General features: G+C 52.2%; 27 protein-coding genes. 15 read left to right on the top strand and 12 right to left on the bottom strand.

The annotated features are described in order from the left end of the window. Positions 1 to 34 precede the first annotated feature (34 nt). The 7 genes from NTZ04_09370 to NTZ04_09340 form a co-directional block, all read right to left on the bottom strand. Positions 35 to 862 (bottom strand): InlB B-repeat-containing protein, encoded by an 828-nt coding sequence (locus tag NTZ04_09370; protein ID MCX5992508.1) that lies wholly within the window; start codon positions 860 to 862, stop codon positions 35 to 37. Positions 863 to 1,125: 263 nt separating this feature from the next. Further along, positions 1,126 to 1,698 carry a 2'-5' RNA ligase family protein gene (locus tag NTZ04_09365; GenBank protein ID MCX5992507.1) on the bottom strand — a complete coding sequence of 191 codons (573 nt, stop codon included), beginning with the start codon at positions 1,696 to 1,698 and terminating at the stop codon, positions 1,126 to 1,128. 91 nt (positions 1,699 to 1,789) lie between these two features. Further along, entirely contained in the window at positions 1,790 to 2,302 is a 513-nt protein-coding gene (locus NTZ04_09360) for an NUDIX hydrolase (GenBank protein MCX5992506.1), read from the bottom strand. Between the two features lie 41 nt (positions 2,303 to 2,343). Continuing rightward, positions 2,344 to 2,610 (bottom strand): hypothetical protein, encoded by a 267-nt coding sequence (locus NTZ04_09355; protein ID MCX5992505.1) that lies wholly within the window; start codon positions 2,608 to 2,610, stop codon positions 2,344 to 2,346. A gap of 75 nt (positions 2,611 to 2,685) precedes the next feature. Then, positions 2,686 to 2,970, bottom strand: coding sequence for a hypothetical protein (locus tag NTZ04_09350; GenBank protein MCX5992504.1), 285 nt, complete (start codon positions 2,968 to 2,970; stop codon positions 2,686 to 2,688). Between the two features lie 28 nt (positions 2,971 to 2,998). Then, on the bottom strand, positions 2,999 to 3,586 hold the full coding sequence (locus NTZ04_09345) for a LemA family protein (protein ID MCX5992503.1): 588 nt from the start codon (positions 3,584 to 3,586) through the stop codon (positions 2,999 to 3,001). Positions 3,587 to 3,598: 12 nt separating this feature from the next. Further along, positions 3,599 to 3,769 carry a DUF2683 family protein gene (locus NTZ04_09340; protein MCX5992502.1) on the bottom strand — a complete coding sequence of 57 codons (171 nt, stop codon included), beginning with the start codon at positions 3,767 to 3,769 and terminating at the stop codon, positions 3,599 to 3,601. Between the two features lie 662 nt (positions 3,770 to 4,431). Between NTZ04_09340 and NTZ04_09335 the strand changes: the two genes are divergently transcribed. Further along, the gene (locus tag NTZ04_09335) at positions 4,432 to 4,659 is read left to right on the top strand and encodes a hypothetical protein (GenBank protein MCX5992501.1); all 228 of its coding nucleotides are present in this window, start codon (positions 4,432 to 4,434) and stop codon (positions 4,657 to 4,659) included. Positions 4,660 to 4,689: 30 nt separating this feature from the next. On the opposite strand, the gene NTZ04_09330 is transcribed toward NTZ04_09335, so the two are convergent. The 4 genes from NTZ04_09330 to NTZ04_09315 all read right to left on the bottom strand — a co-directional run bounded on the left by NTZ04_09330 (position 4,690) and on the right by NTZ04_09315 (position 7,411). Further along, positions 4,690 to 5,469 (bottom strand): SDR family NAD(P)-dependent oxidoreductase, encoded by a 780-nt coding sequence (locus NTZ04_09330; GenBank protein ID MCX5992500.1) that lies wholly within the window; start codon positions 5,467 to 5,469, stop codon positions 4,690 to 4,692. Positions 5,470 to 5,578: 109 nt separating this feature from the next. Then, entirely contained in the window at positions 5,579 to 5,899 is a 321-nt protein-coding gene (locus tag NTZ04_09325; GenBank protein ID MCX5992499.1) for a DUF4282 domain-containing protein, read from the bottom strand. A gap of 78 nt (positions 5,900 to 5,977) precedes the next feature. Continuing rightward, on the bottom strand, positions 5,978 to 6,784 hold the full coding sequence (locus NTZ04_09320; protein ID MCX5992498.1) for a patatin-like phospholipase family protein: 807 nt from the start codon (positions 6,782 to 6,784) through the stop codon (positions 5,978 to 5,980). A 66-nt stretch (positions 6,785 to 6,850) separates the two neighbouring features. Then, entirely contained in the window at positions 6,851 to 7,411 is a 561-nt protein-coding gene (locus NTZ04_09315) for a hypothetical protein (GenBank protein MCX5992497.1), read from the bottom strand. Between the two features lie 420 nt (positions 7,412 to 7,831). On the opposite strand from NTZ04_09315, the gene NTZ04_09310 reads away from it, so the two are divergent. Both NTZ04_09310 and NTZ04_09305 read left to right on the top strand, forming a co-directional pair. Then, a complete protein-coding gene (locus NTZ04_09310) occupies positions 7,832 to 8,407 on the top strand; it encodes a flavodoxin family protein (protein ID MCX5992496.1) in 576 nt (191 codons plus the stop codon). A 20-nt stretch (positions 8,408 to 8,427) separates the two neighbouring features. After that, a complete protein-coding gene (locus NTZ04_09305) occupies positions 8,428 to 8,970 on the top strand; it encodes a hypothetical protein (GenBank protein ID MCX5992495.1) in 543 nt (180 codons plus the stop codon). A 45-nt stretch (positions 8,971 to 9,015) separates the two neighbouring features. On the opposite strand, the gene NTZ04_09300 is transcribed toward NTZ04_09305, so the two are convergent. Next, complete coding sequence (locus tag NTZ04_09300; protein ID MCX5992494.1) at positions 9,016 to 10,359, bottom strand: hypothetical protein; 1,344 nt, start codon at positions 10,357 to 10,359, stop codon at positions 9,016 to 9,018. Positions 10,360 to 10,853: 494 nt separating this feature from the next. On the opposite strand from NTZ04_09300, the gene NTZ04_09295 reads away from it, so the two are divergent. The 12 genes from NTZ04_09295 (at position 10,854) to NTZ04_09240 (ending at position 25,217) form a co-directional block, all read left to right on the top strand. Then, positions 10,854 to 12,134, top strand: a complete 1,281-nt coding sequence (locus NTZ04_09295) for an SLC13 family permease (protein ID MCX5992493.1) — start codon at positions 10,854 to 10,856, stop codon at positions 12,132 to 12,134. Between the two features lie 233 nt (positions 12,135 to 12,367). Continuing rightward, the gene (locus NTZ04_09290) at positions 12,368 to 13,714 is read left to right on the top strand and encodes a KamA family radical SAM protein (protein MCX5992492.1); all 1,347 of its coding nucleotides are present in this window, start codon (positions 12,368 to 12,370) and stop codon (positions 13,712 to 13,714) included. Between the two features lie 66 nt (positions 13,715 to 13,780). After that, positions 13,781 to 14,788 carry an ATP-grasp domain-containing protein gene (locus tag NTZ04_09285; GenBank protein MCX5992491.1) on the top strand — a complete coding sequence of 336 codons (1,008 nt, stop codon included), beginning with the start codon at positions 13,781 to 13,783 and terminating at the stop codon, positions 14,786 to 14,788. Further along, positions 14,773 to 15,768 carry an ATP-grasp domain-containing protein gene (locus tag NTZ04_09280; protein ID MCX5992490.1) on the top strand — a complete coding sequence of 332 codons (996 nt, stop codon included), beginning with the start codon at positions 14,773 to 14,775 and terminating at the stop codon, positions 15,766 to 15,768. Before NTZ04_09285 ends, NTZ04_09280 begins: the two co-directional genes overlap by 16 nt. 5 nt (positions 15,769 to 15,773) lie before the next feature. Then, on the top strand, positions 15,774 to 16,253 hold the full coding sequence (locus NTZ04_09275; protein MCX5992489.1) for a GNAT family N-acetyltransferase: 480 nt from the start codon (positions 15,774 to 15,776) through the stop codon (positions 16,251 to 16,253). Between the two features lie 133 nt (positions 16,254 to 16,386). Next, on the top strand, positions 16,387 to 16,650 hold the full coding sequence (gene rpsO / locus NTZ04_09270) for a 30S ribosomal protein S15 (protein ID MCX5992488.1): 264 nt from the start codon (positions 16,387 to 16,389) through the stop codon (positions 16,648 to 16,650). A gap of 69 nt (positions 16,651 to 16,719) precedes the next feature. Further along, on the top strand, positions 16,720 to 18,906 hold the full coding sequence (locus tag NTZ04_09265; GenBank protein ID MCX5992487.1) for a polyribonucleotide nucleotidyltransferase: 2,187 nt from the start codon (positions 16,720 to 16,722) through the stop codon (positions 18,904 to 18,906). 54 nt (positions 18,907 to 18,960) lie between these two features. Then, the gene (dapB, locus tag NTZ04_09260) at positions 18,961 to 19,755 is read left to right on the top strand and encodes a 4-hydroxy-tetrahydrodipicolinate reductase (GenBank protein MCX5992486.1); all 795 of its coding nucleotides are present in this window, start codon (positions 18,961 to 18,963) and stop codon (positions 19,753 to 19,755) included. Between the two features lie 16 nt (positions 19,756 to 19,771). Continuing rightward, complete coding sequence (locus tag NTZ04_09255; protein ID MCX5992485.1) at positions 19,772 to 20,773, top strand: aspartate-semialdehyde dehydrogenase; 1,002 nt, start codon at positions 19,772 to 19,774, stop codon at positions 20,771 to 20,773. 169 nt (positions 20,774 to 20,942) lie between these two features. Next, positions 20,943 to 21,839: a 4-hydroxy-tetrahydrodipicolinate synthase gene (dapA, locus tag NTZ04_09250; protein ID MCX5992484.1), complete on the top strand. Its 897-nt coding sequence runs from the start codon at positions 20,943 to 20,945 to the stop codon at positions 21,837 to 21,839. 21 nt (positions 21,840 to 21,860) lie between these two features. After that, positions 21,861 to 24,131, top strand: a complete 2,271-nt coding sequence (gene ppsA / locus NTZ04_09245) for a phosphoenolpyruvate synthase (GenBank protein MCX5992483.1) — start codon at positions 21,861 to 21,863, stop codon at positions 24,129 to 24,131. A gap of 30 nt (positions 24,132 to 24,161) precedes the next feature. Further along, positions 24,162 to 25,217 carry a deoxyguanosinetriphosphate triphosphohydrolase gene (locus tag NTZ04_09240; GenBank protein ID MCX5992482.1) on the top strand — a complete coding sequence of 352 codons (1,056 nt, stop codon included), beginning with the start codon at positions 24,162 to 24,164 and terminating at the stop codon, positions 25,215 to 25,217. The last annotated feature ends 6 nt before the right edge of the window (positions 25,218 to 25,223 follow it).

Here is a 25,223-nt window from a genome sequence, read left to right as displayed (position 1 = left end):
AACTCGCCAGGAGTCTTGGCCTCCAAGAAGCGGGTCAGTTCGTTATGCCCCGCATCCTGAGCGGTAAGCCCAAGCTGATCTGCCAACCGGGCAAGATCGTCAACCTTGGCCCCAGCAGCCGCTTCCGCCCGTGGGAGAGCGTGGTGAAATAGGCAGTGACGGTCTTGTTGGTGTCAATAGGGGCGTTCACTGGATTGGAGGTTCCTGTGGCACTGCCTCCCCAATGGTTGAATCTATACCCACTGGCTGGTGTGGCAGTTACTGAGACCTGAGTTCCAGCTTCAAAGGTTCCACTGTCTGGGTCAACAGTCCCCCCACCAGAGGCATCAACCTGAGTCTGGAGACTGTAGGTAAGCTTGGTGAAAGAGGCGACTACGGTCCTGTTGGAGTCCATTGTTATGGTTAGATGGTCAGAACTGCCTGAGGCATCACCAGCCCAGCCATTGAACTTGTAGTACTGGGCCGGTGTGGCAATGATTGTCACGTTATCGGCCTCGTCGTACGTCCCGCTGGTGGGGCTTACACTGCCACCACTGCTGGGCGTGCTAGACGCAGAAAGCACATAGGTCTTGGTGAAATAGGCAACGAGGTTCTTATTGCTGTCCATAACTACATATACTGTTGGCGATTCACCTGATGCACCGCCCTCCCAATGATCAAACCGATATCCTGAAGACGGGGTGGCAGTAACATCCACTCCTACTTCCTTCTGGTATGTCCCACTGGCAGGGCTGATAGTGCCACCAGCATCAGGATTACTTGATGACGATAGCTTGTACTCTGAGGGGGCACAGCCACTTAAGCTCAGAGCCAAAAGAGCCACCAAAGCAACAACCGAAAACAGCACCTTTAGTCTTGGCATGATTCCCCCTCCTTTTGTGGAACTGTGACTCTGACCTTTACCAAGCAGCTAGCACGAGTGTCTCCGTGTCAGTCACCTCGGACAATAGCACGAGAGAACAGAGGGTGTCAACCTATGCTTATTGTGTCTGCCAGCCTACCTCAGCCTGGATATCGAGGGGTGGGCTCATCCTCTGGCACTTGTAACCCAAGAAATGGTACACCTGCTGGGGTCAGGCCCACCTTCATGCCTTCGTGATTGTAAGAAGAGTACAGTGGCTCCGTTCATAGTCTGAAGATGTTCGCAAGATAATGCCACGCTCTAGCAAGAATAGAAGTGGGCTCTTTAGCCTCGGTGCCCTGCAACCGCCTCATTTCGTCCACGGTTCTCCTCCACCAATATCTACTCAACGCTTGTCGGCGACTGAGCAACCGCTTCAAAACCAGATCGTATTCGCAGACAATCCTGGATCTCTTCCCAAGCACGGTAATTCTGAGCAAGTATTGTTCGATATCTGGCTGTTCCATTGCCTTGATGTATTCCCATATTGAGTCGAACTTGTAGCCCAGATCTTTGAAGGCAATAGTCGTGTGAAAGTCGTACTCTGGATTTGCTTTGCCGAGTGCGCTGTTGAGCTCCTGAGTAAGTTCGGTGCGGAGCTGTTTCAGCACGAGCGACGGCTCTATGTCCATGTAGATGACCTTGGAGTCCCTGTAGGAGCCGAAGCCTTTTATGCTGAATGGCACCAATGTGTAGTTCTGCCCTACTCTCTGGACTGTGCGGATGACATCCCTAATATCGTGAGCAGTTGATGGGGGGTATAGGCCCACGTGGGGCACGGGTCTGGTTCTGATCATGCCACGAACACGATATCTTCTGGCCACATCCCTTATCACATGCTTGGCGTGGGTGTTCGCATACCCATGAAGACGGAATTCGACAAAGAAGCTAGTCATAGAACTGGTAGTCGTCGGACACTCCCTGGGGCGTATGGCGGCCTGTCCCTGTGAGCCATTCGAGTATTCTATTGACGATGGTAATCCGTTTCTGTGCTGTCCTGCTGCGTTTCTTGTAGGCGTAGTACCTCTCAATGATCTCCCTAGTAGTGCCCGATATCCTCACCCCGGAGCCATGCTTGTAATAGGCAACATGCTTCACTTCGTGATGCGGACTAGCCACACCTGTCGCGCTTACGAGGCAGACGGTGTGGTGGTCTTGGAAGTGACCATGGCCGTGGGACTTATTGACTTTGCCGACGTGCCGAAATAGATATTTGGCACGGTGTGGATGTAGACCTGTCTCCTCTCGCAGTTCCCGCATCGCGGCTTGGGTTCTTGATTCGTCTTTCTTAGTTCCTCCGCCTGGCAGGATAAATACGCCTCCCCTACCTGCGGCGACTAGAATCCCCTCATCTGTTTCGACTATTGCGGTTCCTCTTCGGCGCTTCTTTACCCTTGACATCACAGACTCCCTAAAGGCCCAACGTACCAAACTCAGACATCTCAAACGGTTGGTGGGTTTGCTCTCCCGAAACAGACAATAACCTTCTGTATGGATGAACTCTCGAATTCCTTAAGTACGTCAAGTATTGCGGCGAGAGACTCCTTTGGCGTTACCCCATAGGAAGGCCTTGCGCAAAGTAGGGGCAAGGCAATGCTTCGCGACTCAATTGAATCGGCGATCTTGAGTGACTCGCGAAGAGCTTCCTTAATCGTGTCTTTGGTTGCCTTCTTTCTCTTCGCCCATTTCCCGGTGAGTTCATAAGACATGGCAACCGCATGAATCAACCTTCGCTTGTCAGTAGTTGTCCAGTCCGTATCCAGAACAGCTCTTCCTCTCCGAAATTAGTTGTCCTTCTTGTTCGACAAGATTCTGAGGCAAGATAACTGAGCGTATGTTCGATGCCACTTGTTCGTCCGGTAGACATGGCGATACCATCGTCCTGTGCTCTTAGGTAAACTGGCGATCAACGCATCATATTCCAGTTTCTCCGCAGCATTCAGTCGCCGAGAGACTTCCCTTATTTTGCCAGCTCCAGCAGTACCGAGAAGCAGGAACCCATTTGCCGAATTGATGACCGTGTCAACGTCCTTAGCAATCGCATATCCTGTCTCGTACTCTACCAGCATGGCTCTGGTTCCTCACGCCATACGGGAGTCACGGTTCATCATCGAAGATTTCTTTTGGCTCATACTTCTCTTGGCCCTCAAATGACAGATAATCCAGTTTCGTGAAGTTGTGCGCCCGCGCGACGATGTTCCTGGGGAATATCTTGATCTTCTGGTTGTACTGCTGGGCCGCGTGGTTGTACTTCAACCTGGTCTGACGGAGCCTTGCCTCCACATGAGAGTCCCTTTCCATTAGGGTGAGGTGCATCTTGTCAGCTTTGAGATCTGGGTACTTCTCAAACACTGCCTGGAGTTTGAAGTAGTTGTTCTCCAATTCAGAAGTCTGTCTCACCTTGTCGTTGAGACTGGTGTCTTTTGTCCAGCGACTTCTTGCTTCGGTAACATCCTTAAGAGCTTTGTACTCATGAATGTCATACTTCTTCACTACTTGCGCCAGGGCGTGGATGTTGTCAATCCTTTGCTGCATGACTACGTCTATGTCAGCGAATTTTCTTTCAGCCCTGTTGATCCAATACTGAAACTTGTTGTAGATGCTGATCCAACCCCTGATCATTAGGAACAGGGCTATCAATAGGATTACCCCGACCACTACTCCGACTATAGCTGAGACTGGCATGACTAATACCTCCTATACCGAGAAGTAGTCTTTGTCCTTGATTCTTTTCGGCTTGATGTCAGCTTCAAAGTATCTGACCATTTGTTTGATAGCGTCCTGCTTGCTGTTAAGGTCATGCACGATCTTATAGACCTCAACAATCTTGTCCTCTTCGTTTGACAGGTCAACTAGTATCTTGGTCATTTTCAACCTCTTTGTAGAAGGGTAACTATATATAACACTATATTATATGATATGTCAAGCTATAACATCAAATTAGGAGTGGGGGGTTCTGCTCATGGGCGAGCTGAACTTGCTCTATAGGGGTGTCGAAATCCGCCGAGCGACTGCGCGATTACCTTATCATAGAGAAGGGCGTTGACTCACTACCTTCCCTTTCTATGTTTGCGTCGTCGTACGATGCCACCTGGGCCATAGTATTTAGGTGCTCCTGCCACCCGCTCACCTGGCAGAAGTGGCCTCTGAGCACTATACCATTTCCGGAACCTTCGGGGAACTGGATTCGCGGCCTTGCGGCGGGGATATCCCATTTGCTTTATATGGTTGTTTTCCTCAGCTTCACCATAGTCGCGTGGATGAGCATATAGGCCACATCGCTTGCATATCCCTTCCTTGTTGAACCTATGCCTACCCTGTGCACATGAGGAAGTTCGAGGTATTCTTTGCCTCGTTAGCTTTGGAACATGGACTCTCAGGTGGAATAACCTATACAATAAACCAGGACGGCCCAACGACAGACTCCCTTCCCTGTGGTCTTCGTAGTCTGCGAAGAATTCATCTCGGACAATACCATCAGATGGGAGGCATGTCAACCTCAGCTTGGATACAAAAGGCAATATCAGTGCATGGGCGCAGAAGCTCTCTCCGGCTGCTGTGCCGTGTCTCGCTGGCATGCTGCGTGCGTGTTTCATATCAATAAAACAGGGAAAGAGGGGCAAGAAGAATCATGTTCGCTCAATTGTGTTGCCATATGGGCAAAGAAAAGTCTTCTCCAGGAATATGGCGCCGATGCTGAGGGGTTGGCTGATAAGATGGCAGGGAGACTGGCTGAGGCAGAGCCCTTGCTCTGGTAGGGATACTACCCATATTCAGGTGGTCTATATTCAACCTGGGAAGGACAGCCCTCCACTTATACTGAAGATCTGCCCCGTGATCTGATTTGAGTCCTCTGAGGCGAGAAACAACGCCAGTTGCGCGATATCATCGGGTCGGTTCATGCCAAAGGGCATCCGCTCCTCTGCCTTTTTGAATATCTTAAATATGCGGCTATCGGGGTTTGCCATAGCGTATTCATAGCCTGGCGTATCTTTGGTCACAGTAGTACATATGGTGTTTATCCGTATCTGCGAGCGAGCAATTTCCTGTGCCAGCGCCTTAGTCATAAGCACGAGAGCAGCCGCAGCACCACCGATCAAGGATTCCCCCGGGGTAGGTGTTCTGCCTGCGTCTGAGGTGATAATGATGATCTTCCCGGTTTGCCTCTCCATCATGTGGTCAAGAACGGCCCTTACGCAGTAGAGCCTGGAGAATAAATGGCTCCTCATGACATCCATGTATGCTTCAGGAGCAATCTTATGGAAGGATTCAGGAGGAGCACCACCTCCCCCACCGCTGGCAACCAGTATATCGACCTTGCCAAACTTTTGCACCGCACTATCCACCATCTGCTTTACTTCCTGATAGTTCCATATGTCTGCCCGCTCAAAGCTGGCTTTCCGCCCCAAACCCTCGATCTGCTCCACCACCTGTAAAGCAGTGCCCTGGCTCCTTGCATTCACCACGATATCCGCCCCATTCTCCGCAAATCTTAGGGCTATGGTCCTGCCGATGCCCTTGCTTGAGCCCGTAATTAATGCTACTTTGCCATTTAGGTTTGCCTGCATTGTTCACCCCCTGGCAGCAGCTTGTTTCGCCTCTCGGCTTGGAGAGGCTCACCTGCGGTTTTCAGCGACCTTTATCCGGGTGAGTAAGTTACTTGAGCAATGATAAGGACTATTTCTGTTGTTTCAGGGACTTGTCGATTGCCATCAGAGATTCTTGCATGGCAAAGAACATGGTAAAGAACGCCATTACTATTTCACAGACAAGCCGCCAGACCATGTTGCCAAAAATGACGAAAAAAATGCTCAAGACGACACCCCATGTAGCCCACGCACCGTGGGTGTCAAGCGACCGCAACACGAGCGCCACAGCACCGACGGTGAGCCAGATTGCGCCAACAACCCAGAGCAGCTTAATAAAATTGGTACCCAGCATCCGTCGGAAAACGAGGAAATCACCTACTGACTGAGCGAAACCCGGCTTGTCATTCATACCTTAACCCCCTTTTCTCTATGGAAACTATCTGGAAGTGCCTGTCTGCAGCCTCTCACCTTGTTGGCAACCAGGATGCTAGCCATGTGGTATTCCAGCTTGATCAAGAGCATGGCGCGCCGCCTCCTCCCCAGCAGCAATAGCCTCAGCCGCTTTATCGAACTGGAAGAAGCCTATCCTCCCTACTGCTGGACTGATGGCTAAGTCAGCATCCTCCATATTCTGCATAGCCGCCCGGTGCCCGGCGATAAGCAGAGACTGACTCAGTACCTTGACCAGAGTCGGAGGGCGTTTGCTCTTCGACTCCTGCTGCATGTCGCCTGGGCCAGGTACAACATTCACTCCCACAACATACTCCGCACCCATGTGACGGCACGTACTCACGGGAACCTCATTCACCAGACCGCCATCGACAAGGTATCGCCCACCCACCTTGACCGGGGTCAGGATGCCAGGAACGGAGATGCTGGCCCGGACAGCTTTGATTACTGGGCCACTGTCCAATACCACCTCCTGGCCATTCAGGATGTCCGTCGCCACACAGGCAAAACCAAGCTTCAGATCAGAAAACGTCACATCTCCCAGGAGAGACTTGAGCATCGATGTGATCCTCTTGCCATGAATGAGGCCACTTACAGATAGACCGGGATCGACCAGAAGCGCCATACGTTTCCAGTCCACCCCCAACGCCCACTGCTCTATCTCACTGGTTTTGAGTCCCCAGGCGTAGAGAGCACCGACCAGCGCGCCGATACTGGTTCCCGCGATAACCTCCGGGAAGAGCCCGTGCTCCTCGAGAACCTTGATCACACCAATGTGAGACATGCCCCGAGCACCACCACCGCCCAGTGCATAGCCTATCTTGCCTCTGACCGCAGTTGCCATTGCCCCTCTCCTGACCTCAGAATATCGATTTGGCTCACGATTTGCCCCTGCCTATCTCATTTAATCTCAGGCGTGTCTATAACCAACGGCCTTCAATCTAGACTCAATCTCAGCAGGCAAACCAAGTTGCTTGTATACATCCCCGTGGTCTTGAGCTACCCCCACCAGGGCAGCGACAAACTGCAAGCCAATGTCATTCATCCTCGCAGCATGCCATTTAAGCAAATATTTTGTAATAGGTTCATCTTGCATCTGGGTTAACGACTCATTCTTTGAGTCTTGTGCCTTTTTACTCTCAACTGTCGGCCTGTCCAATAAGACCAGTTGGGTGACCATGAATGACCTCTGAATCAGTTCCGTTAGCTTCAGATGAGCCTGCCGCAGCACAATTGCTTCCGGTTGTTTGGAGTTTGCTTTTGCTTTCAACACCAGGAAGTCTCGGAGTTCCTCTTCCAGTATAGCCACAATGTCTGCTCTGCTGAGTACCTCCGCATCCACTTCAAGCAAAGTTCTAACCAGCTTGTTGCTAAGGATCGATGTTACAAGCTCACCCCATTCCTGTGGGGACATGCCTCCCTTATCTCCCTGTTCTGGCATGGGCAACTCCTCGGCCAAAGGCATCATCATCAGGAGAATCTTCCCTCATGTTGTCACTCACTTCTGCTGGCAGTTTGAATCGTAACATGGAGGATACATCAGATGCAATCTGATGCGCTCGTTCACCACCCCATCCTCCCTCCCAGGGGAATACATCTGGGCGCTCTTTTCCCCTCAGAAGAACCGCTCGTCACATGACTATGTCACAGCCAGCATTGCTAACCATCAGCCGGCTGGCCTCTCAGTGATCTGTGGAAGCAATAGTAGCACCCGCTTATAGTCAAATCAAGCACCGGGGCAATAGAGGTACCGCGTCTGGCAATATGAAGCGGGTTGCCCCTCATCTGACAGGCTGTTAAGATACAGGGGATAGCGTGGTCAGGCCGACTCGGCCAACGCCGGGATTGCCCCGCTCACTATCGTGATACTTCGTCTAAAGGAGGAGCCCCAATGAAAGTGGTAGCCTTCAACGGCAGCACCCGTGAGGATGGCAACACCGCTATTCTGGTGAAGCATGTCTTCGCTGAGCTGGGAAAAGAAGGTATTGAAACGGAAATGATACAGCTTGCCGGCAAAGAGCTTAGAGGTTGCCTCGCCTGTTATAAGTGCTACATCAACGTCAACAAGCGCTGCATTCAAGAGAACGATGCCCTGAACACGTACATCGAAAAGATGATGCAAGCGGATGGCATAATCATGGCTTCGCCTGTCTATGTCGCCAGTGTATCTCCAACCATGAAGGCTCTGATTGACCGCGCTGTCATGGTTTGCAAAGCTAACAGCGGCCTCCTCCGGCACAAGGCCGGCGCTGCCATAGTCGCTGTGCGTCGCGGCGGCCAGGTGCATGCGCTGGATACCATGAATCACTTCTTCCTGATGAGCGAAATGATTGTGCCGGGATCCTCCTACTGGAATTTCGCCTTTGGCCTGGAAAAGGGTGACGTTGATAAGGATGCGGAAGGCATTCAGACCATGCAAGTCCTGGGGCAGAACATGGCCTGGCTGCTCAAAAAGCTACATGGCTAGACACAAAAAGGAGCTATAAAATGGAAGAAAAGATCGTCTACTTCGAGAAGGCGGGTGAGCAGAACACCGGTGAGGTTCTCAGGCTGGTCAAGGAAAGAGCACAGGCAAGAGACGTCAAGAAGGTGGTCCTTGCCTCCACCCGGGGAGATACGGCGAGGGCCGCCAGCCAGGCTTTCGCCGGGTCGGATATTCAACTGGCAATCATCCCCCACCAGTTCGGGTTCGGGCAGCAACAGAGATTTCCTCAAACACTGGTTTCAGAGCTTGAGCAGAAAGGGCACCGTGTTCACTTCGGCACTATGCTTTTCCATACCGAGGATTTCTACGGCAACCGAACACCCCGCCTCATGGCGACTCTTCTCCGAACATTTTGCCAGGGCCTCAAGGTCTGCATCGAAATCACCCTGATGGCATGCGACGGGGGATTGGTTATCCCCGGCGAGAAGGTCATAGCTGTGGCCGGTACTGGATTGGGGGCCGATACTGCTGTGGTCGTTACCTCTGCACCTACAACCAGGCTGGCCGACCTTCACATTCACGAGATCATCTGTAAGCCTCTGTAGGTGAGGCTATAGCCAACAAGAAGAGGAGAGACCACGAACCTGCACTCAAAGAATGAATAATTGGTCCATGATCTTGGTCCTCAGATCACGGGAGACAATAACCCGGTAATACGCCTCCGTTTTCTCATCCTCGCTTAAATCGCTCATCCTGATAGCCTTGTAAGCATTAAAGACCACCTCACGCTGCTGCATCAGGCCTCGGTTGACCAGGTTTATGTCCCACATCGGCCTGCGGCTGGCCCACCAGAATTGGTCACTGTGCATCGCCCTGTCCAACAGCCCCCTAGCTATATCAGCATAATACTTGACAGACTCGGTGGTAGCGCCTTCCATGGCCTTCCTGGTCAGTTCGATGGCTATCTTGAGGTGCTGCCACTGCAACTGATGGATCAGGTTGTCCTTTGAGTTCCACAGAGGGTAGGGGTTCCCGGCCTGGACATCATCCATAGTAGTGCTCCACGACAAGGGCCGGGGTTCAACAAGCTCGCCAGCAGGGAAATGCTTCAGAAGCTCGCTCATAGTGACCACCTGGATTTCGCCCGTCTCAGCAGTAGTGCGCAGCAGTTCGACCTGCTCCTTTGCCGGATCAACAGACTGCCCCAAATTTTGAACCCCATCACCGGCCTTCTCAACACCCGTTCGGCTTGCCCCATGGCCTCCAGCGCCTGTTTCTGGTTGTAGCGCCTCATACACCTCAGCCAGGAACAGTTCCTCCCAGTGGCGTATGTGGTGGCCAAAGGTCTCGGCATCCATAGCTATTACCACGTAGATATCCGCTCCCTTACGGCCAAGTCCCTTCAATTGTTCAATAAACCCTCTGGCATCAGTCTGCTTAAAAGATATGCGGTTGCTCAAGATGTCATCACGGAAGAATACGGCCAGCTTCTGGCCACCAGCCTTTATCTGATAGATGACATCGGTAGGCCAGGCCACAGGACAGGCCAGCCCGCTCACGATGAGCCACTTGTGCCCCGCTTCCAGTATCGGCTTCACGATGTCAGGACTGTAGCACATCTCCGGAGTAAAGAACCCTTGAGGCGAATAGCTCTTGCCAAAAAACCGCCTGTTGGTCTGATAGTTCAGCATTATCTGCCGCAGCATCTCATCCTGAGGGATGAGGGGCAGGATAGGGTGATACTTCGCCGAACCGACAAACTCCAACCGCCCCGCCTCAGCCAGCTCTCGCAATCCATCAATTACATCTGACATCCCATGCTCATCCAGCATCTCGGTAAGCACAGCGTTAATGTTTACCGTAACCCGGGCATGAGATTGTTCATGAAACAGGTTCACCAGCGGTCGGTAGGACTCATTGCAAACCTTCTTCAATATCCGGTGGAACTGAGTTGGCGGCTGATAGAAATGTAATAGCGGTGCCAGATAGATCATCTTCCTACCTCCACACTTCACCCCTCTGAATCGGAAGCTTCCCTTCGCTTCCAGCCCGGAGCCTTCAGCAGCTCGCCGATATCAGTAGACCTGCGCGCGTTCTTCCCGAAAATGTCTTGACAACCTCTCTTGACGATGATATCACAAAACCATGCGCCTGTTACTATCCCAACTCGGCACAAGCAAGTTGATCTATTTTCCCGACTGATGACTTTACTGGGGCATGGACATGCAGTAGTATGACACAAATGCCACCTGACTCATCATTTTGAATATGTCTCCGTGAGACTACGGAAGTTCATTGAGAAAGGAGGTGCCCCATGCCCTGCAAGACTAAAAAACAGCCTTGCTCCACACCATCCAAGCCAGACAAAGCAAAGCCGTCATCGCCTTCCAAGAAGAAGTAGTTGCTGCCCTGACACCCTGGTTAGCAATGCGGAAGGGCTCGCTTCCAAGAGGGGAGCTCTTCCGCTTTTTACGAGGAGAAGGTTTTCATGACCCTGACCCTGAGCTTATGTATCTTCGCTTTGACCGTGGTATTGATCATGACCAGGCCAAAGCCCCTGAACGAAGCCACCGCGGCAGCGCTGGGCGCTGTCGCCATGTTCATCACTCGCATCGTATTGCCCGCTGAGGGCTACGAGGTGCTCCGGAACACGGCGAACATCCTCCTGTTCTTCCTGGGCCTGATGGTGATCAGCACCGTGGCAGACCAGGCAGGATTCTTCAAGTGGAGCGCTTTCAAGGCTGTCAGGCTAGCCAGGGGCAACGGGCGCACATTACTCCTCATCGTGTTTGGCCTGGGAACAGTGATTACTATCTTCTTCTCCAATGATGCCACAGCCCTGATACTGACCCCGATCGTCTTCGTGTTGGTTACCAGACTGAAACTTAGCCCGCTGCCCTATGTCTTTGCCTGCGCCTTTATCGCCAATACCGCTTCCATGTTCTTGCCTGTGTCCAATCCGGTGAATCTGCTGCCGGTGGACAGGTTCGGGATTACTCTGGGTGAATACCTTCGATTCTCCCTCCTGCCCAGCATACTGGCAGTCTCCATAAACATATTGATCTTCTTTCTCATATTCCGAAAGGATATTTCAGTCTCCTTCAAGGATGAGCAACCGGAATCCCCTGTCAAGATTGATGCCTTTTTCCTGTTTGCCTGCTCCGGCTTGGCACTAACCGCTGTTGGCTACATACTCGCCTCTCTGTATGGGAAGCCGCTTTCCTGGCCAGCACTGGCCGGCGCGGCTATCCTCCTTGCAGGCGGCTTTGCCTTCCGACGTCTTAAGCCAGCCAGCGTGGGCTCAGGTATTTCATGGCCCATCTTCCTCTTTATTTTCAGCCTGGCACTGATAGTGAAGGGGTTAGAGAACGCTGGGGTTACCCATTATCTGGGCGAGGCAGTGATCAGCCTTTCCTCCAAAGGCACCATCGGGGCAATCCTGGCCGTTTCATTCAGCACAGCCCTTGGCTCAAACCTGGTCAACAACTGGTCAATGATGATGGTCTCAGTGTCCAGCCTGGGAAGTATCGGCCACCCGGTGTCATCATTGAGTCAAAGCATTATCTACTCCACCATCATGGGAGCCGACATGGGGCCGAACATCACTATCATGGGTTCACTGTCATCCATGCTCTGGCTGGTGCTCCTGAGGCGTAGAGGGCTTGAAATTCATCCCCTTCAATACCTGAAGCTGGGGCTCATCATCACCCCCCCAATGCTCATCGTCGGTGCCCTGAGCATTTATATCTGTAGCGTGTTATGGGGTTGATTCATCGTAACCCTGAAGCTTGAAGGCAAAGGATTGCAAAATGTTAATAAAATGTTAACATCAGTATGTGCTGGACACCACGCCAAAACCACTTGACATGGGTTTCCCCTGGTTATATAAATGCACTAATGATGTTATTGGATATTCATAAAGCATAAGGGGCATAACTTTAGTCACCTGATTTTCGGCCAGAAACCGGAAAACTAAACGAAAAAGGAGGCGCATAAAATAGAATGAGAAAGTCGACAGAGATCATGGAAGGCCGTATAGAGGAGGAACCTCCAAGTACTACTGCTTTTAGAAGCGAGGTAGAAGAAGAGCCCCCAGGTAGAGTGGCCCTGAAGAACAGGAGCCGGTTCTTCGGGCATGTCTCAAAAGAAAACTGGAACGACTGGAAATGGCATTTCCGCAACCGTATCACTACTGTTGACGAACTGACAAGGTATATCTCTTTATCAGCCAAGGATCAAGAGCAGATCCGGCTGGTTACAACTAAATATCCTCTTTCAGTAACCCCATACTATTTCTCTCTCATCAACTTTGATGACCCCGATGACCCCGTCAGGATTCAGGCCATACCTTGCTTTAAGGAAATAGGCCTGTCTGGCATTGGCATGGACGACCCTCTTGACGAGAATGGACACTCTGTTGTCCCCGGACTTGTTCACAGGTATCCTGACCGGGTATTAATGGTACTTACTGACATCTGCCCTATGCTCTGCCGTCACTGCACCCGGAAACGGGAATGGCGGAATGGTCAATGGGTGCACAACAGTGACGAGATCAACCGTATGATGGATTATATCCGCCAGAACAAAAAGGTCCGCGATGTTGTTATCTCCGGCGGTGACCCATTGACCCTCTCCACCAGACGTTTAGAGAAGGTACTAGCCGGCCTGCGACAGATTGAGCACGTGGAGATAATACGTATCGGGACCAGGTTCCCTGTCGTATTGCCGCAACGTATAGATGACGAACTATGTTCGATGTTATCAAAATACGGGCCAATATGGGTCAATACCCATTTCAACCATCCCCATGAGGTAACACCAGAGGCTGCTGTTGCCTGTGACAAGCTACTGCGGGCTGGAATTCCTGTGAACAACCAGTCTGTGCTCCTTCGTGGAGTAAATGATAGCGTAGAAATACAGACGAAGCTCTGCCATGAGCTCCTCAAAATAAAGGTGCGCCCTTACTATCTCTTCCAGTGTGACGAGGTACGAGGCACAGAGCACCTTCGAACGCCGGTGGAAACCGGTATAAAGATCATTGAGGGACTGCGAGGGCATACGTCGGGCTTGGCTATTCCCACCTTTGTGGTTGACCTGCCTCAGGGTGGAGGTAAAGTTCCCCTTCAGCCAAACTATGTGGTGCTCCAAACCACTGAAGAGCTACTGATAAGGAACTACCAGGGGCGTCTCATTCATTACCGAAACCCCAATATCTCAAAATCAGGCCCAGTGAAGGTTGGGGGCAATAATGGCCGCCGCAACGGCAACGTAAATCAGTTGGCTTTTCCTGCATTGGCATCACCATCCAAAGTCGGCGTTAAGGTCCAACAGGGTTCAAGCGCGTCTTGAAGAACCAGATCATTGTCTCCAACCGGCGAATGGATAGGGTCGTCCAGGTTGTCTCTTTTTTGTAGGATGAAGATAGGGCTATCCTACGACCTCAAGGAGAAGGTCCCCGCAACCCGGGGCAGCCCTGAGGACGCCCTCGAAGAGTACGATTCTCTGGAAACGGTTGAGGCTGTCGCAAAGGCGATTGAGGCTCAATCCCACACAGTAGTCAGGTTGGGCGGGGGTAAAGACTTCCTCACCAACGTTCTTCAGGAGAATGTTGAGTTTGTCTTCAACATCGCCGAGGGGCTGGGCAACTACAGAAGCAGAGAGGCACAGGTGCCCTCCGTTCTGGAGATGCTCAATATATCCTATTCAGGCTCAGACCCTCTGTGCCTGGCGCTATGCCTGGACAAGCCACTGACCAACAAAATAGTGGCCCTGGCTGGCGTCGCCACCCCAAGATGCCGGGTAATCAACCATAGACAGCAGCTAGAAGAAATGGATTGGGGGGATTTTCCCACCCCCGCCTTTGTTAAGCCAGCCCATGAGGGTTCCAGCAAAGGCATCCGCCTCGCTTCCAGAGCGGAGAGCCCGGAGCAGATCACTGCAGCAGTCAAGAGACTGTTGCAGCACTACCAACAGCCGGTGATGGTGGAGGAGTTCATCACTGGAGATGAAGTTACAGTAGGGCTGGTCGGCAAATCCCCACCCCAAGTGGTGGGGATCATGCGCATTGTTCCCAAGAAAAAGTCGGACTATTTCATCTACTCCTTAGAGGTAAAGCGGGATTGGGAGGCCCTTGTGAACTACGAATGTCCTGCTCAACTCGAGACAGGTATTCTGAAGACGATCACAGACTCCAGTCTAAAGGCTTTTGAAGTCTTGGGTTGCCGGGACTTTGCCAGGCTGGATTTCAGGGTCGGTTCCAACGGAATACCCTACTTCCTGGAGATAAACCCCCTGCCGGGACTTAACCCTCAGTCAGGCGACCTGCCCATCATGGCCGGCATGATGGGGTGGACTCACCAGGCATTGATATCAGCCATCCTCAAAGCTGCCTTAGGGAGGTGCCCCCGGTGCGCCGCAAAGTAGCCATTGTCTATAACGAGCCAATCCTCAGCCGCTACGAGAACATGGGTGAGGAAAAGGCAGTTGTGGGCGTCCTCGATGCAGTGAAGGCAGTGCACCGGGCCCTCGTCGAGTTAGACTACGCGGTAAGGCGGGTACCTTTGCAGCCACCCCTCGAGAACGCCGCCAAGAGCCTGCAGAATATAGATGCAGATCTGCTATTCAATCTTTTCGAAGGCTTTGATGGTTGCCCGGAAACAGAAGCTATTGTAACCAATATGCTGTCCGAGGTTGGCTTGCCTTATACAGGCTGCTCAAGCACAGCCATAGCCTTGGCCCTCGACAAGGCCAAGGCCAAGGCCATTATGGAAGCCTCCGGAATAAGCACACCAAGATACCAGGTAGTAAGCCCGGAAACCCCCTCCGAATTCCACTTGAGCTACCCCTGCATTGTGAAACCATGCGGAGAAGATGCCAGCCACGGCCTGTCCCAGGATAGCGTGGTGCACGACTACGACTCGCTGCAGAAACAAGTGACCCGCATGAGCCAGCTTTTCGGAGGAAGGGCGCTGGTGGAGGAGTTCATCGAAGGCCGCGAGTTCAACGCCACCGTCCTGAGCAATGGGGAGGCAACCGTTCTGCCCATTTCAGAGATAGTCTATTCACTGCCACCTTCAATGCCTCGTGTTCTTACCTTTGCCGCCAAATGGGAACTGGATAGCGTCTATTCCCAGCACACGAAGCCTGTCTGCCCAGCCCAAATAGGGACCGGGGAGCAGGCGCAAATAATCGAGACCGCCCTGGCTGCCTTCAGGCTACTGATCGGCCACGGGTACGCCAGGGTAGACATGCGGCTGGACGCCCAGGACAAAGTCAACGTCCTGGAAGTAAATCCCAATCCTGATATATCTCCCGGCACTGGCGCAGCTCGCCAGGCCAAGGCCGCTTCGATGACCTACAGCCAGTTTATTGAGAAAATCATAACGCTCACCATTCAGAAGTAGTGGCTATGAGACCCGTGATCAGGCCGATGACCAATGAGGATAAATCGGCCATAATGCAGATCCTGCAGGCTATACCTGAATTCATGCCTGAGGAAGTAGTTGTGGCCGAGGAAGTCATCGACTGTTATTTGCAGGATCTGTCCGGCTCGGGCTACCACGCCTTTGTAGCTGAGATCAGTTCATCAGTGGCGGGATACATCTGTTACGGCCCAACACCATTGACCAAAGGAACCTGGGATATTTATTGGGTGGCAGTAGATATTAAGAGTCAGGGACATGGTTTGGGACATGCCCTGATGGCATTCGCCGAGGACAAGATCAGGGAGAATCAGGGCAGGCTGATCATTGTTGAGACATCCGGCAAACCGGAATATGAGAAAACCAGAGGTTTCTACTCTTCACTGAACTACAAGATGGCCGGCCTGATCGCCGACTTCTACGCGCCTGGGGATGACAAACTATTCTTCGAGAAACGGCTGGCCTGACGGGGAACAGGCCCTGACTCAATGTCCCCGCCTCCCACCCCCAGATTATTCATCAATCCCGATGGCTATTTTGCACCCTACTGGACTCATGCTATAATGTAGCCGATTGATTGAATGAATAATGGAGTATGGGGTGGAGAAGGATAAAAAGAGCGCCATTATAGAGCAATACAGGTCCGACGAGAAGGACACCGGCTCGACAGAGGTTCAGGTAGCCTTGCTCACAGGAAGGATAAACGGACTAACTGAGCACATGAAAATACACCGCCACGATCACCACTCTCAACGGGGGTTGCAAATGTTGGTAGGGCAACGGAGGAGCCTGCTGGCCCATCTGAAAAGAGAAGACGTGGCACGATATCAGGCGCTTATAACCAGGCTTGGCCTGCGGAGATAGCCTTTTTCTGGCCATCCCCCCACAAGTGCTTCCACTGGTAGTCCCGTTAGGAGGTTTGTATTGGCTAACATGTTACATAAGGTTGAAAGAGAGTTCGGGGGAAGGCTTCTCACCCTCAAAACAGGAGACCTGGCTATGCAAGTCAGTGCTGTTACCGTGAGCTACGGTGACACAGTGGCATTGGTCACAGCCTGTATGGATAAAGAGCCCAGAGAGGCAATTGATTTCCTTCCATTAACCATAGACTATGAGGAACGGCTCTATGCCGCTGGCAAAATTCCAGGAAGCTTCTTCAGAAGAGAAGGACGTCCGGGTCAACAGGCAACCCTGGCCAGCCGCCTGGCTGACCGCCCTCTGCGCCCTCTCTTTCCCAAAGGCTTCCGTCATGAGGTACAGATCATCGTTACCGTTCTCTCAGCAGACCAGGAGAACTCGCCTGACATATTGGGCATTATCGGCGCCTCCACTGCGCTTTCCATATCTGAAATCCCCTTCGAGGGGCCGGTGGGGGCCGTCCGCGTGGGCTATATCAATGGGGAATTCCTGATTAACCCCACCTTCAGTCAACTTCAAGAGAGTCTTATCGACCTCGTTGTTGTCGGTACCAAAGAGAAAATAGCCATGGTGGAGGCAGGGGCTAAAGAGGCTCCTGAGAAGCTTATCATGGAGGGAATCAGGTTTGGTCAGCGAATTAACCAGGAAGTCATCGCACTGCAGGAACAACTAGTCAGTATGTGCGGCAAGACCAAAGCAAGATTCGAGCCACATGCAGTTGACCATGAGTTGGAGTCAGCCGTCTCCTCTGCTCTTGGTGATAGGATTTCCCGGCTGTTTGGCCAGGGGAAAATGGAGCGAGATCAGGCGATATCAGCTTTGAAGGAAGAATTGCTGGAGAAGCTGGGGGAGAAGTATCCCCGCCAGGAAATACTCCCGTTGTTCGAAGCAAGACTTAAGGCAGTATTGAGAGCCCGTATCTTGGAGAAGGGCGCCCGTCCTGATGGACGCCACGTGACAGAGATACGTCCTATACAGTGCGCCGTGGGGCTCCTTCCCCGCACCCATGGCTCAGGCTTGTTCACCCGAGGCCTGACTCAAGTCCTGAATATCACTACCCTTGGTTCAGCACGGGAAGAGCAGAGGTTGGATGGCATTACGCTGGAAGAGAGCAAGCGTTTCATGCATCACTATAACTTCCCCCCATACTCCACTGGGGAGGTGAAACGTATTGGCACCCCGGGACGTCGTGAGGTTGGGCATGGCGCTCTGGTGGAAAAGGCCCTTATTCCTGTGCTTCCACCCGAGAATGACTTCCCCTATACTATTCGACTGGTCTCTGAAGTTCTCAGCTCCAACGGGAGTACCTCTATGGCTTCTGTCTGCGCCAGTACACTGTCCCTAATGGACGCTGGTATACCCATCAAGGCCCCAGTGTCTGGGATAGCCATGGGCCTTGTCACTGGTGAAAAAGGTGAATTCGTTGTTCTCACCGACCTCGAGGGCATGGAGGATGCCTATGGCGACATGGATTTCAAGGTGGCGGGCACCGCCGCCGGGATAACAGCGTTGCAACTGGACACCAAGCTCAAAGGCCTGCGCCCTGAGATCTTGGAGAAAGCACTGGACGACGCTCACCAGGCTCGCCTGTCAATCCTTACCACAATGCTGAAAACCATCGCCACCAGCCGGCCTGAGTTGAGCAAATATGCACCCCGAATGATCAGGCTGAACATCGACCCCAGCAAGATCGGGAGCGTCATTGGCCCCGGTGGTAAAACAATAAGGTCGATCATCGAACAAACAAAGACAACCATAGATATTGAGGATGACGGGACTGTGCTTATCGGTTCAGCCGATCCAGAGGCAGCCCAGAAAGCCATCGCCATCGTCCAAAGCCTGACGAGAGAAGTCGAGGTTAACTCTATCTACACTGGAAAGGTGACTCGTATATTCGGCTTTGGAGCTTTGGTGGAAATCCTCCCCGGGAAGGAAGGACTGGTTCACATAAGCGAACTCGCCGATTACCGCGTACCCAGCGTGGAAGAGGTGGTCAAACTAGGTGATTCGATCATGGTGAAGGTGACTGAAATTGACCGCATGGGCAAAATAAGCCTTTCACGACGCGCCGTATTCCAGGAACAATCCAAAGCAGGCAACGAGCCGAAGCAAGGCCAGGGTGGCCCGCCAACCCAAGGCTCTCCCAGAAGACCTCCCGATGGTCAACGCACCGAAAGGAAGCCCCCCGAAGGCCCTCGCTAACCATCGTCTTAGAGGTGATTCTCCCCAGAACAAACGACTAGGGAGCAAAGCTGAATGCCAATCAGAGTAGTAATCCAAGGTGCCTTGGGAAGGATGGGGCAGGAGGCAATAAATGCTGCCTGCAAGGATCCTCACCTGCAGCCAGTGGGAGCGGTGGATGCGAAGGCTGATGAAAAAAGCCTTCTTTTGCCTGACAGAGCCGGCTCTATCCCCCTCTCCTCAAACCTGGAGGCCATTTTGACACAAACACAGCCCCAGGTTCTCGTAGATTTCAGTGTGGCCGAGGCTACCATGAATGCAGTGAGACTGGCCACAAAACGGAAGATCAGCTTGGTGATTGGCACTACCGGCCTCTCCGCAGATGCATTGGGCGAGATCGATCGGCTAGCCAGGGCTAATGACGTAGGCGCCATAGTAGCCCCCAACTTCGCCCTGGGGGCTGTAGTGATGGCCCATTTGGCCAAGATAGCGGCAAAATACTTCGACTACGCTGAAATCATAGAATTGCACCATGAGCAGAAACTTGATGCTCCTTCAGGAACGGCTCTCTCTACTGCCAGAGCAATTGCAGAGGCAAGAGGAAAACCTTTCCTCTATTCAAAAACGCAAAAGGAAACCCTCAGTGGAACCAGGGGAGGGGAATTTCAGGGTATTGCTGTCCACAGCGTGCGTATGCCAGGACTGATGGCCCACCAGGAGGTAATATTCGGAATATCAGGGCAGACACTTACCATTCGCCACGACACCATTAACAGGGAATGTTACATGCCGGGTGTAGTCCTGGCCATAAAGAAGGTGGTCGAATTGAAAGGACTAACCTATGGCCTGGACGCATTATTAGGTTTATAGAGGGCCAGAGGGAATAATGGAAAAATCGAATGTTGCTATCGTTGGTGCCACCGGAATGGTGGGGCAAGAGTTCATCAAGATATTGGAGCAGCGTCGTTTCCCTATGACCTCTGTACAGCTTTATGCCTCCGACCGCTCGCACGGGAGAAAGATGAAGGTCCACGGTGAGGAGCTGGAGGTCAAAGAGACAACTGCGAAATCCTTCGATGGTATTGATATTGCCCTCTTCTCTGCCGGCGCCGATATCAGCCGCCGGTTCTCCCCTATTGCTGCGCAGGCCGGAGCAACTGTGATCGACAATAGTGCTGCTTTCAGAATGGAGCCGGACGTTCCTCTTGTGGTGCCCGAGGTGAACCCCGAGGATATGAAGATGCATCATGGTATCATCGCCAACCCCAATTGCTCCACCATTCAGATGGTGATTGTCCTGTACCCATTGCATAAGGTCAACCCCATCAAGCGGATCACTGTGGCTACTTACCAGTCTGTCTCGGGAACCGGCTTAGCCGCCATAGAGGAGTTGGCCACCCAGTCCAGGCTTGTACTTGAAGGACAGAAGACCAACCCTCAAGTGTATCCATACCAGATTGCCTTTAATGTCTTGCCGGAAATTGACGTTTTCCTCCAGAATGGCTACACAAAAGAGGAATGGAAAATGGTTGAGGAAACGCACAAGATTATGCATGCGCCGGATATTGCCATATCGGCTACCTGCGCGCGGGTACCGGTAAGGATTGGACATAGCGAAGCTGTTCAGGTAGAATTCAGCCACCCTATGTCTCCCGAGGAAGCAAAACGCATCCTATCCAAATCCCCCGGAGTAAAGTTGATGGATGACCCTGCTGCCAGGCTCTATCCTTATCCCTTGATGGTAGCCGGACAGGACGATGTGTTTGTGGGCCGGATTCGGAAGGATGCCTCTCATCCCAATGGGTTGGTCCTCTGGATCGTGGGTGATAACCTGCGCAAAGGGGCTGCCCTTAACGCAGTTCAGATAGCTGAGAGGCTCGTTCAATAAGACTGAATAGGCTTGGTTTGGATTTCGAACATTGCTAACGTTTTAGGGATTGCCACCTGGCAATCTGCCTGGTCAGACTGACTCGATTTATCCGGTGGGAAAACGTGGGGGGCCTTATACGGGTGCTGTAGCACAGCATAATCTATAAAAATATCCTAAGGAGCCAACAATGATCAATCTCGGTCGCCTTCTGACAGCCATGGTAACCCCATTTGATGAAAAGGGAGAGCTAGACTATCCACAGGCAAAAAGGTTGGCCCAGGCCTTGCTTAAGTCTGGTAGCCAAGGATTGATAGTCTCAGGTACCACCGGCGAGTCTCCTACCCTGACCAGGGAAGAAAAGTTACGCCTCTTCGCTGAAGTAAGGTCAGTTGCAAAACAAGGTGTAGTGGCCAACACCGGCACCTACAGCACCAGGGAGAGTATCGAGTTGACAAGAGAAGCCGAGCGGGTCGGAGTTGATGCGATACTACTGGTTGTTCCCTACTACAACAAACCAACTCAGGACGGCCTGTTCCAGCACTTCAAAAGCATTGCTCAAAGTACGAGTTTGCCCTGCATCATATACAATGTGCCCGGCAGGACTGTTACCAGCATCTCGGCCGACACGGTTATCCGTTTGTCTCAGATCGACAACATCGTAGGGATAAAGGAGGCCAGCGGTAACCTGGACCAGATCGCCAGGATTGTGCAAGGTGCCAACAGGGATTTCCTGGTCTACAGCGGCAACGATAGCGATACCCTGCCCATTCTGGCCCTGGGAGGCTACGGGGTCATCAGTGTTGCCTCTCACTTGGTAGGCAATCAAATCAGGGAAATGATGGATAAATTCCTCGGCGGCAAAACAGAAGAGGCCGCCCAGATTCACCGGGACTTGCTGCCTCTGGTTAATGCTCTGTTTATTGTCTCTAACCCCATACCAGTCAAGCACGCCCTTAACCATATAGGCTTCACTGTAGGCAAACCACGCCTCCCTCTCACGGAGCCAGATGAGAAAAGCAAAGCTGCAATAGAGTCCGCCTTAAAGGGCTACCGCATTGACCTGCCTGTCAAAGCGCCGAAATGAAATTGAGGAGGATCCGCTCTAATGAAGAAACCCTTAAAGGTAATTGCCTGGTTTGAAGAGATTGGCAAAGCAGATATTCCCATCGCCGGTGGCAAAGGAGCCAATCTTGGAGAATTAACCAGGGCCCGGATTCCTGTCCCCCCTGGCTTCATTGTCACCACTGATGCCTACTCCCATTTCATCAAGGAAGCCCGTCTAACCCAGAAAATCAGCAGCTATCTCAAGGCCCTGGATCCCAAAGACAGCGACATGCTCCAGGATACCGCCTTCCAGATCAAGCAGATGATCAGTCTCGCACCTATGCCCCCCAGTGTGGCTGATGAGATAAAACAGGCCTATCGGAGAATGCACCAGGGGCTGGTAGCAGTAAGGTCGTCCGCTACTGCTGAAGACCTGCCAGAGGCCTCCTTCGCCGGGCAGCAGAGCACTTTTCTCAACGTGCAGGGTGGATCTAACGTCGTTACCGCAGTGCAAAATTGCTGGGCCTCCCTCTTCGAAGCCCGGGCCATTTTCTATCGAAATGAACAGCATTTTGATCATTTCAAGGTCGGCATTGCCGTAGTAGTGCAGAGAATGGTGCAATCAGAGGTGTCGGGTGTTGCCTTTACAGCAGAGCCTCTGAGCAGTGATGAGAAGAAGATCGTTATCGAAGCCGTCTACGGGCTGGGAGAAGCGGTGGTTTCAGGTGAGCTGACACCTGATATGTATCTACTGGACAAGGATCCACTGCGGCTTCTGGAGAAAAAGATCGCTGTGCAGGACTGGCAACTGATAAGAAACCCGAACGCCAAAGATCGACAACGAAAGAACATCAAGGTACCAATTGCTGCCGCTGATCAGACTCATCAGAAACTGCCAGATAAAGATGTTTTAGCCTTGGCCAAGGTCGCAAAGATGATAGAGGCCTTGTACAAATGCCCCCAGGACATTGAATGGGCCAAGGAGCACGGCAAGATCTACATCGTCCAAACTCGCCCGATAACCACTTTGAAAGCCAAGGAAGGGCCAACCGAAGAAATCAAAGGTGTCGAGATTCTGAGCGGGATACCCGCCAGCCCTGGCATGGCTGCTGGCCGAACTGAGATCATTCTTCATTCCTCTGAAATAGTCAAGCTGAAGGAAGGCGAGGTCCTCGTAGCCGAGATGACCACGCCTGACTTCGTGCCAGCTATGAAGCGAGCTGCGGCTATCATTACTGACCGCGGCGGCAGAACATGCCATGCTGCCATAGTGGCCAGAGAACTGGGTGTGCCTTGCATAGTAGGTACTGGCACTGCCACCAAGTTATTGAAAGAGAAACAAATGGTTACCGTGGATGGTTACCAGGGGAAAATCTATAAAGGCAAGGTGATCAGTGACAGAAAAGTGGAGGCTCCCGCTTTTATAAGACAGCGGCTGAAGACAGCTACCAAGCTCTATGTCAACCTGGCAGACCCGGATCTGGCTGGTAAAGTAGCTGCCCGTGATGTGGATGGCGTAGGACTTCTACGAGCCGAGTTTATGATTGCTAACATTGGTGAGCACCCCCGCTACATGATAGAACAGAAGAGGGGCAACAAGTTTGCGGATAAACTCGCTCATGACGTTAATATCTTCGCCAAAGCCTTCAACCCAAGACCGGTAGTCTATCGAACCACTGACTTCAAGACCAATGAATATCGCAACCTCAAGGGCGGGGAAAAATATGAAGAGATGGAAGAGAACCCCATGCTCGGCTACCGAGGATGTTCCCGCTACGTCAAGGAACTCGATATCTTCAAACTGGAGATAGAGGCCCTGAAAAAGGTGCGGGAGAGCTTCACCAACCTGTGGGTGATGATACCTTTTGTGCGCACTGTGAAAGAGCTGGCCTCAACCAGTGATATCCTGGAATCCCTGGGCTTGGTTCGCTCGAAAGATTTCAAGCTTTGGATGATGGTTGAGGTGCCCTCCAATATCATCCTGATGAACAAGTTTCTAGACGTTGGCATTGATGGCATCTCCATAGGCTCCAACGACCTGACCCAGCTCATCCTCGGCGTAGACCGGGACAGCCCTAAACTCGCTGAGATATTTGACGAGCGGGATGAAGCTGTGCTCTGGTCTCTGGAGAAGGCGATCAGCACTACTAAGAAGAGAAGAGTCACCTCCTCCATCTGCGGGCAGGCGCCGTCCGTGTACCCCGAACTTACTACCAAGCTGGTAAAGTGGGGAATTACCTCTGTTTCCGTCAATCCTGACATGATTGAGCAAACCAGGGGCATAATAGCTAAGGCAGAGGACGAGCTGGGAATTCGACCCACCGATACTTAACCCCAGAGTTGTCCCGGCAGATGGCAAGCAGTGAACAGACCCCATCAGAATATCCGTCTTTGGCTGGAAGAGAAGGAGGAGCATCTCTCCCCCTATGCCACAAGGAACAGGCTCTCCAAGGGAAGGCTCAAACCCGAAGAGCCCTGTCCCACTCGCACTGCATTTCAGCGTGATCGGGACCGCATAATTCACTGCAAATCCTTCCGTCGCCTGAAACACAAGACCCAGGTCTTTATTGCTCCCCTGGGAGACCATTACGTAACCCGATTAACCCATACACTGGAGGTTGCCCAAATCGCCCGTTCCATATCACGAGGCCTTAACCTCAATGAGGACCTGACAGAGGCAATTGCCCTGGGACATGACCTGGGACACACCCCTTTTGGTCATACGGGAGAGGACGTACTGAATGAAATCTCGCCTCTGGGATTCAGGCACAGCGAGCAGAGCCTGCGGGTTGTTGACTTCTTGGAGAAAGGTGGCGAGGGGCTCAATCTCACCTGGGAAGTAAGAGAGGGCATCTTGAAGCACTCCAAGTCCAGGGCAGACGTTCTTGGCGAAGGGTGGGAGCCAGTAGACACGCTTGAAGGGCAGATATGCAAAATCGCCGACATCATCGCCTACATCAACCATGACATCGATGATGCTCTACGCGCTGGAGTTATCAAGGAGAGCGACATTCCCTGCGCCACCACCCTCCTGCTGGGGGAATCCCGTTCCAAGCGGATAAATACGGTGATCTGCAACATATTAGACTATTCATGGGCCGCTAGGGGAGAGGACTTGACAAGCAATCAAATACGGCCGATTATTGGCATCAGCCCTGCGGTCAGCGAGGCTATGAACACCCTGAGAAACTTCCTTTTCGAGAGAGTCTATAATTCCGACCTGGTAAACCAAGAAGCAGAAAAGGCCAAGAAGATAGTTTGCCTGCTTTACGAATATTTCATGGAACACGAAGATGGTCTGCCCGGCGAATATGCTCTCTGTAATGAACCTCTTCCCAGAAGAGTGGTGGATTATGTGGCCGGGATGACTGACCAATACGCTATCGGGATGTCCGAGAACCTGGGCTTGTTAGGCTAATCCCCT

It is taken from the genome of Chloroflexota bacterium, assembly GCA_026389585.1.
In the GTDB taxonomy this organism is placed as follows: domain Bacteria; phylum Chloroflexota; class Dehalococcoidia; order UBA2247; family RBG-13-53-26; genus JAPLHP01.
The sequence above is the reverse complement of the archived record's forward strand: the minus strand, read 5'-3'. Positions and strand labels throughout refer to the sequence as shown.

Bases quoted from the DNA above. Each gene is read 5' to 3' on its own strand.
- NTZ04_09370 (MCX5992508.1), bottom strand. From the start codon at position 862: ATGCCAAGACTAAAGGTGCTGTTTTCGGTTGTTGCTTTGGTGGCTCTT.
- NTZ04_09365 (MCX5992507.1), bottom strand. From the start codon at position 1,698: ATGATCAGAACCAGACCCGTGCCCCACGTGGGCCTATACCCCCCATCA.
- NTZ04_09360 (MCX5992506.1), bottom strand. From the start codon at position 2,302: ATGTCAAGGGTAAAGAAGCGCCGAAGAGGAACCGCAATAGTCGAAACA.
- NTZ04_09355 (MCX5992505.1), bottom strand. From the start codon at position 2,610: ATGTCTTATGAACTCACCGGGAAATGGGCGAAGAGAAAGAAGGCAACC.
- NTZ04_09350 (MCX5992504.1), bottom strand. From the start codon at position 2,970: ATGCTGGTAGAGTACGAGACAGGATATGCGATTGCTAAGGACGTTGAC.
- NTZ04_09345 (MCX5992503.1), bottom strand. From the start codon at position 3,586: ATGCCAGTCTCAGCTATAGTCGGAGTAGTGGTCGGGGTAATCCTATTG.
- NTZ04_09340 (MCX5992502.1), bottom strand. From the start codon at position 3,769: ATGACCAAGATACTAGTTGACCTGTCAAACGAAGAGGACAAGATTGTT.
- NTZ04_09335 (MCX5992501.1), top strand. From the start codon at position 4,432: ATGGGCGCAGAAGCTCTCTCCGGCTGCTGTGCCGTGTCTCGCTGGCAT.
- NTZ04_09330 (MCX5992500.1), bottom strand. From the start codon at position 5,469: ATGCAGGCAAACCTAAATGGCAAAGTAGCATTAATTACGGGCTCAAGC.
- NTZ04_09325 (MCX5992499.1), bottom strand. From the start codon at position 5,899: ATGAATGACAAGCCGGGTTTCGCTCAGTCAGTAGGTGATTTCCTCGTT.
- NTZ04_09320 (MCX5992498.1), bottom strand. From the start codon at position 6,784: ATGGCAACTGCGGTCAGAGGCAAGATAGGCTATGCACTGGGCGGTGGT.
- NTZ04_09315 (MCX5992497.1), bottom strand. From the start codon at position 7,411: ATGATGATGCCTTTGGCCGAGGAGTTGCCCATGCCAGAACAGGGAGAT.
- NTZ04_09310 (MCX5992496.1), top strand. From the start codon at position 7,832: ATGAAAGTGGTAGCCTTCAACGGCAGCACCCGTGAGGATGGCAACACC.
- NTZ04_09305 (MCX5992495.1), top strand. From the start codon at position 8,428: ATGGAAGAAAAGATCGTCTACTTCGAGAAGGCGGGTGAGCAGAACACC.
- NTZ04_09300 (MCX5992494.1), bottom strand. From the start codon at position 10,359: ATGATCTATCTGGCACCGCTATTACATTTCTATCAGCCGCCAACTCAG.
- NTZ04_09295 (MCX5992493.1), top strand. From the start codon at position 10,854: ATGACCCTGACCCTGAGCTTATGTATCTTCGCTTTGACCGTGGTATTG.
- NTZ04_09290 (MCX5992492.1), top strand. From the start codon at position 12,368: ATGAGAAAGTCGACAGAGATCATGGAAGGCCGTATAGAGGAGGAACCT.
- NTZ04_09285 (MCX5992491.1), top strand. From the start codon at position 13,781: ATGAAGATAGGGCTATCCTACGACCTCAAGGAGAAGGTCCCCGCAACC.
- NTZ04_09275 (MCX5992489.1), top strand. From the start codon at position 15,774: ATGAGACCCGTGATCAGGCCGATGACCAATGAGGATAAATCGGCCATA.
- NTZ04_09265 (MCX5992487.1), top strand. From the start codon at position 16,720: ATGTTACATAAGGTTGAAAGAGAGTTCGGGGGAAGGCTTCTCACCCTC.
- dapB (MCX5992486.1), top strand. From the start codon at position 18,961: ATGCCAATCAGAGTAGTAATCCAAGGTGCCTTGGGAAGGATGGGGCAG.
- NTZ04_09255 (MCX5992485.1), top strand. From the start codon at position 19,772: ATGGAAAAATCGAATGTTGCTATCGTTGGTGCCACCGGAATGGTGGGG.
- dapA (MCX5992484.1), top strand. From the start codon at position 20,943: ATGATCAATCTCGGTCGCCTTCTGACAGCCATGGTAACCCCATTTGAT.
- ppsA (MCX5992483.1), top strand. From the start codon at position 21,861: ATGAAGAAACCCTTAAAGGTAATTGCCTGGTTTGAAGAGATTGGCAAA.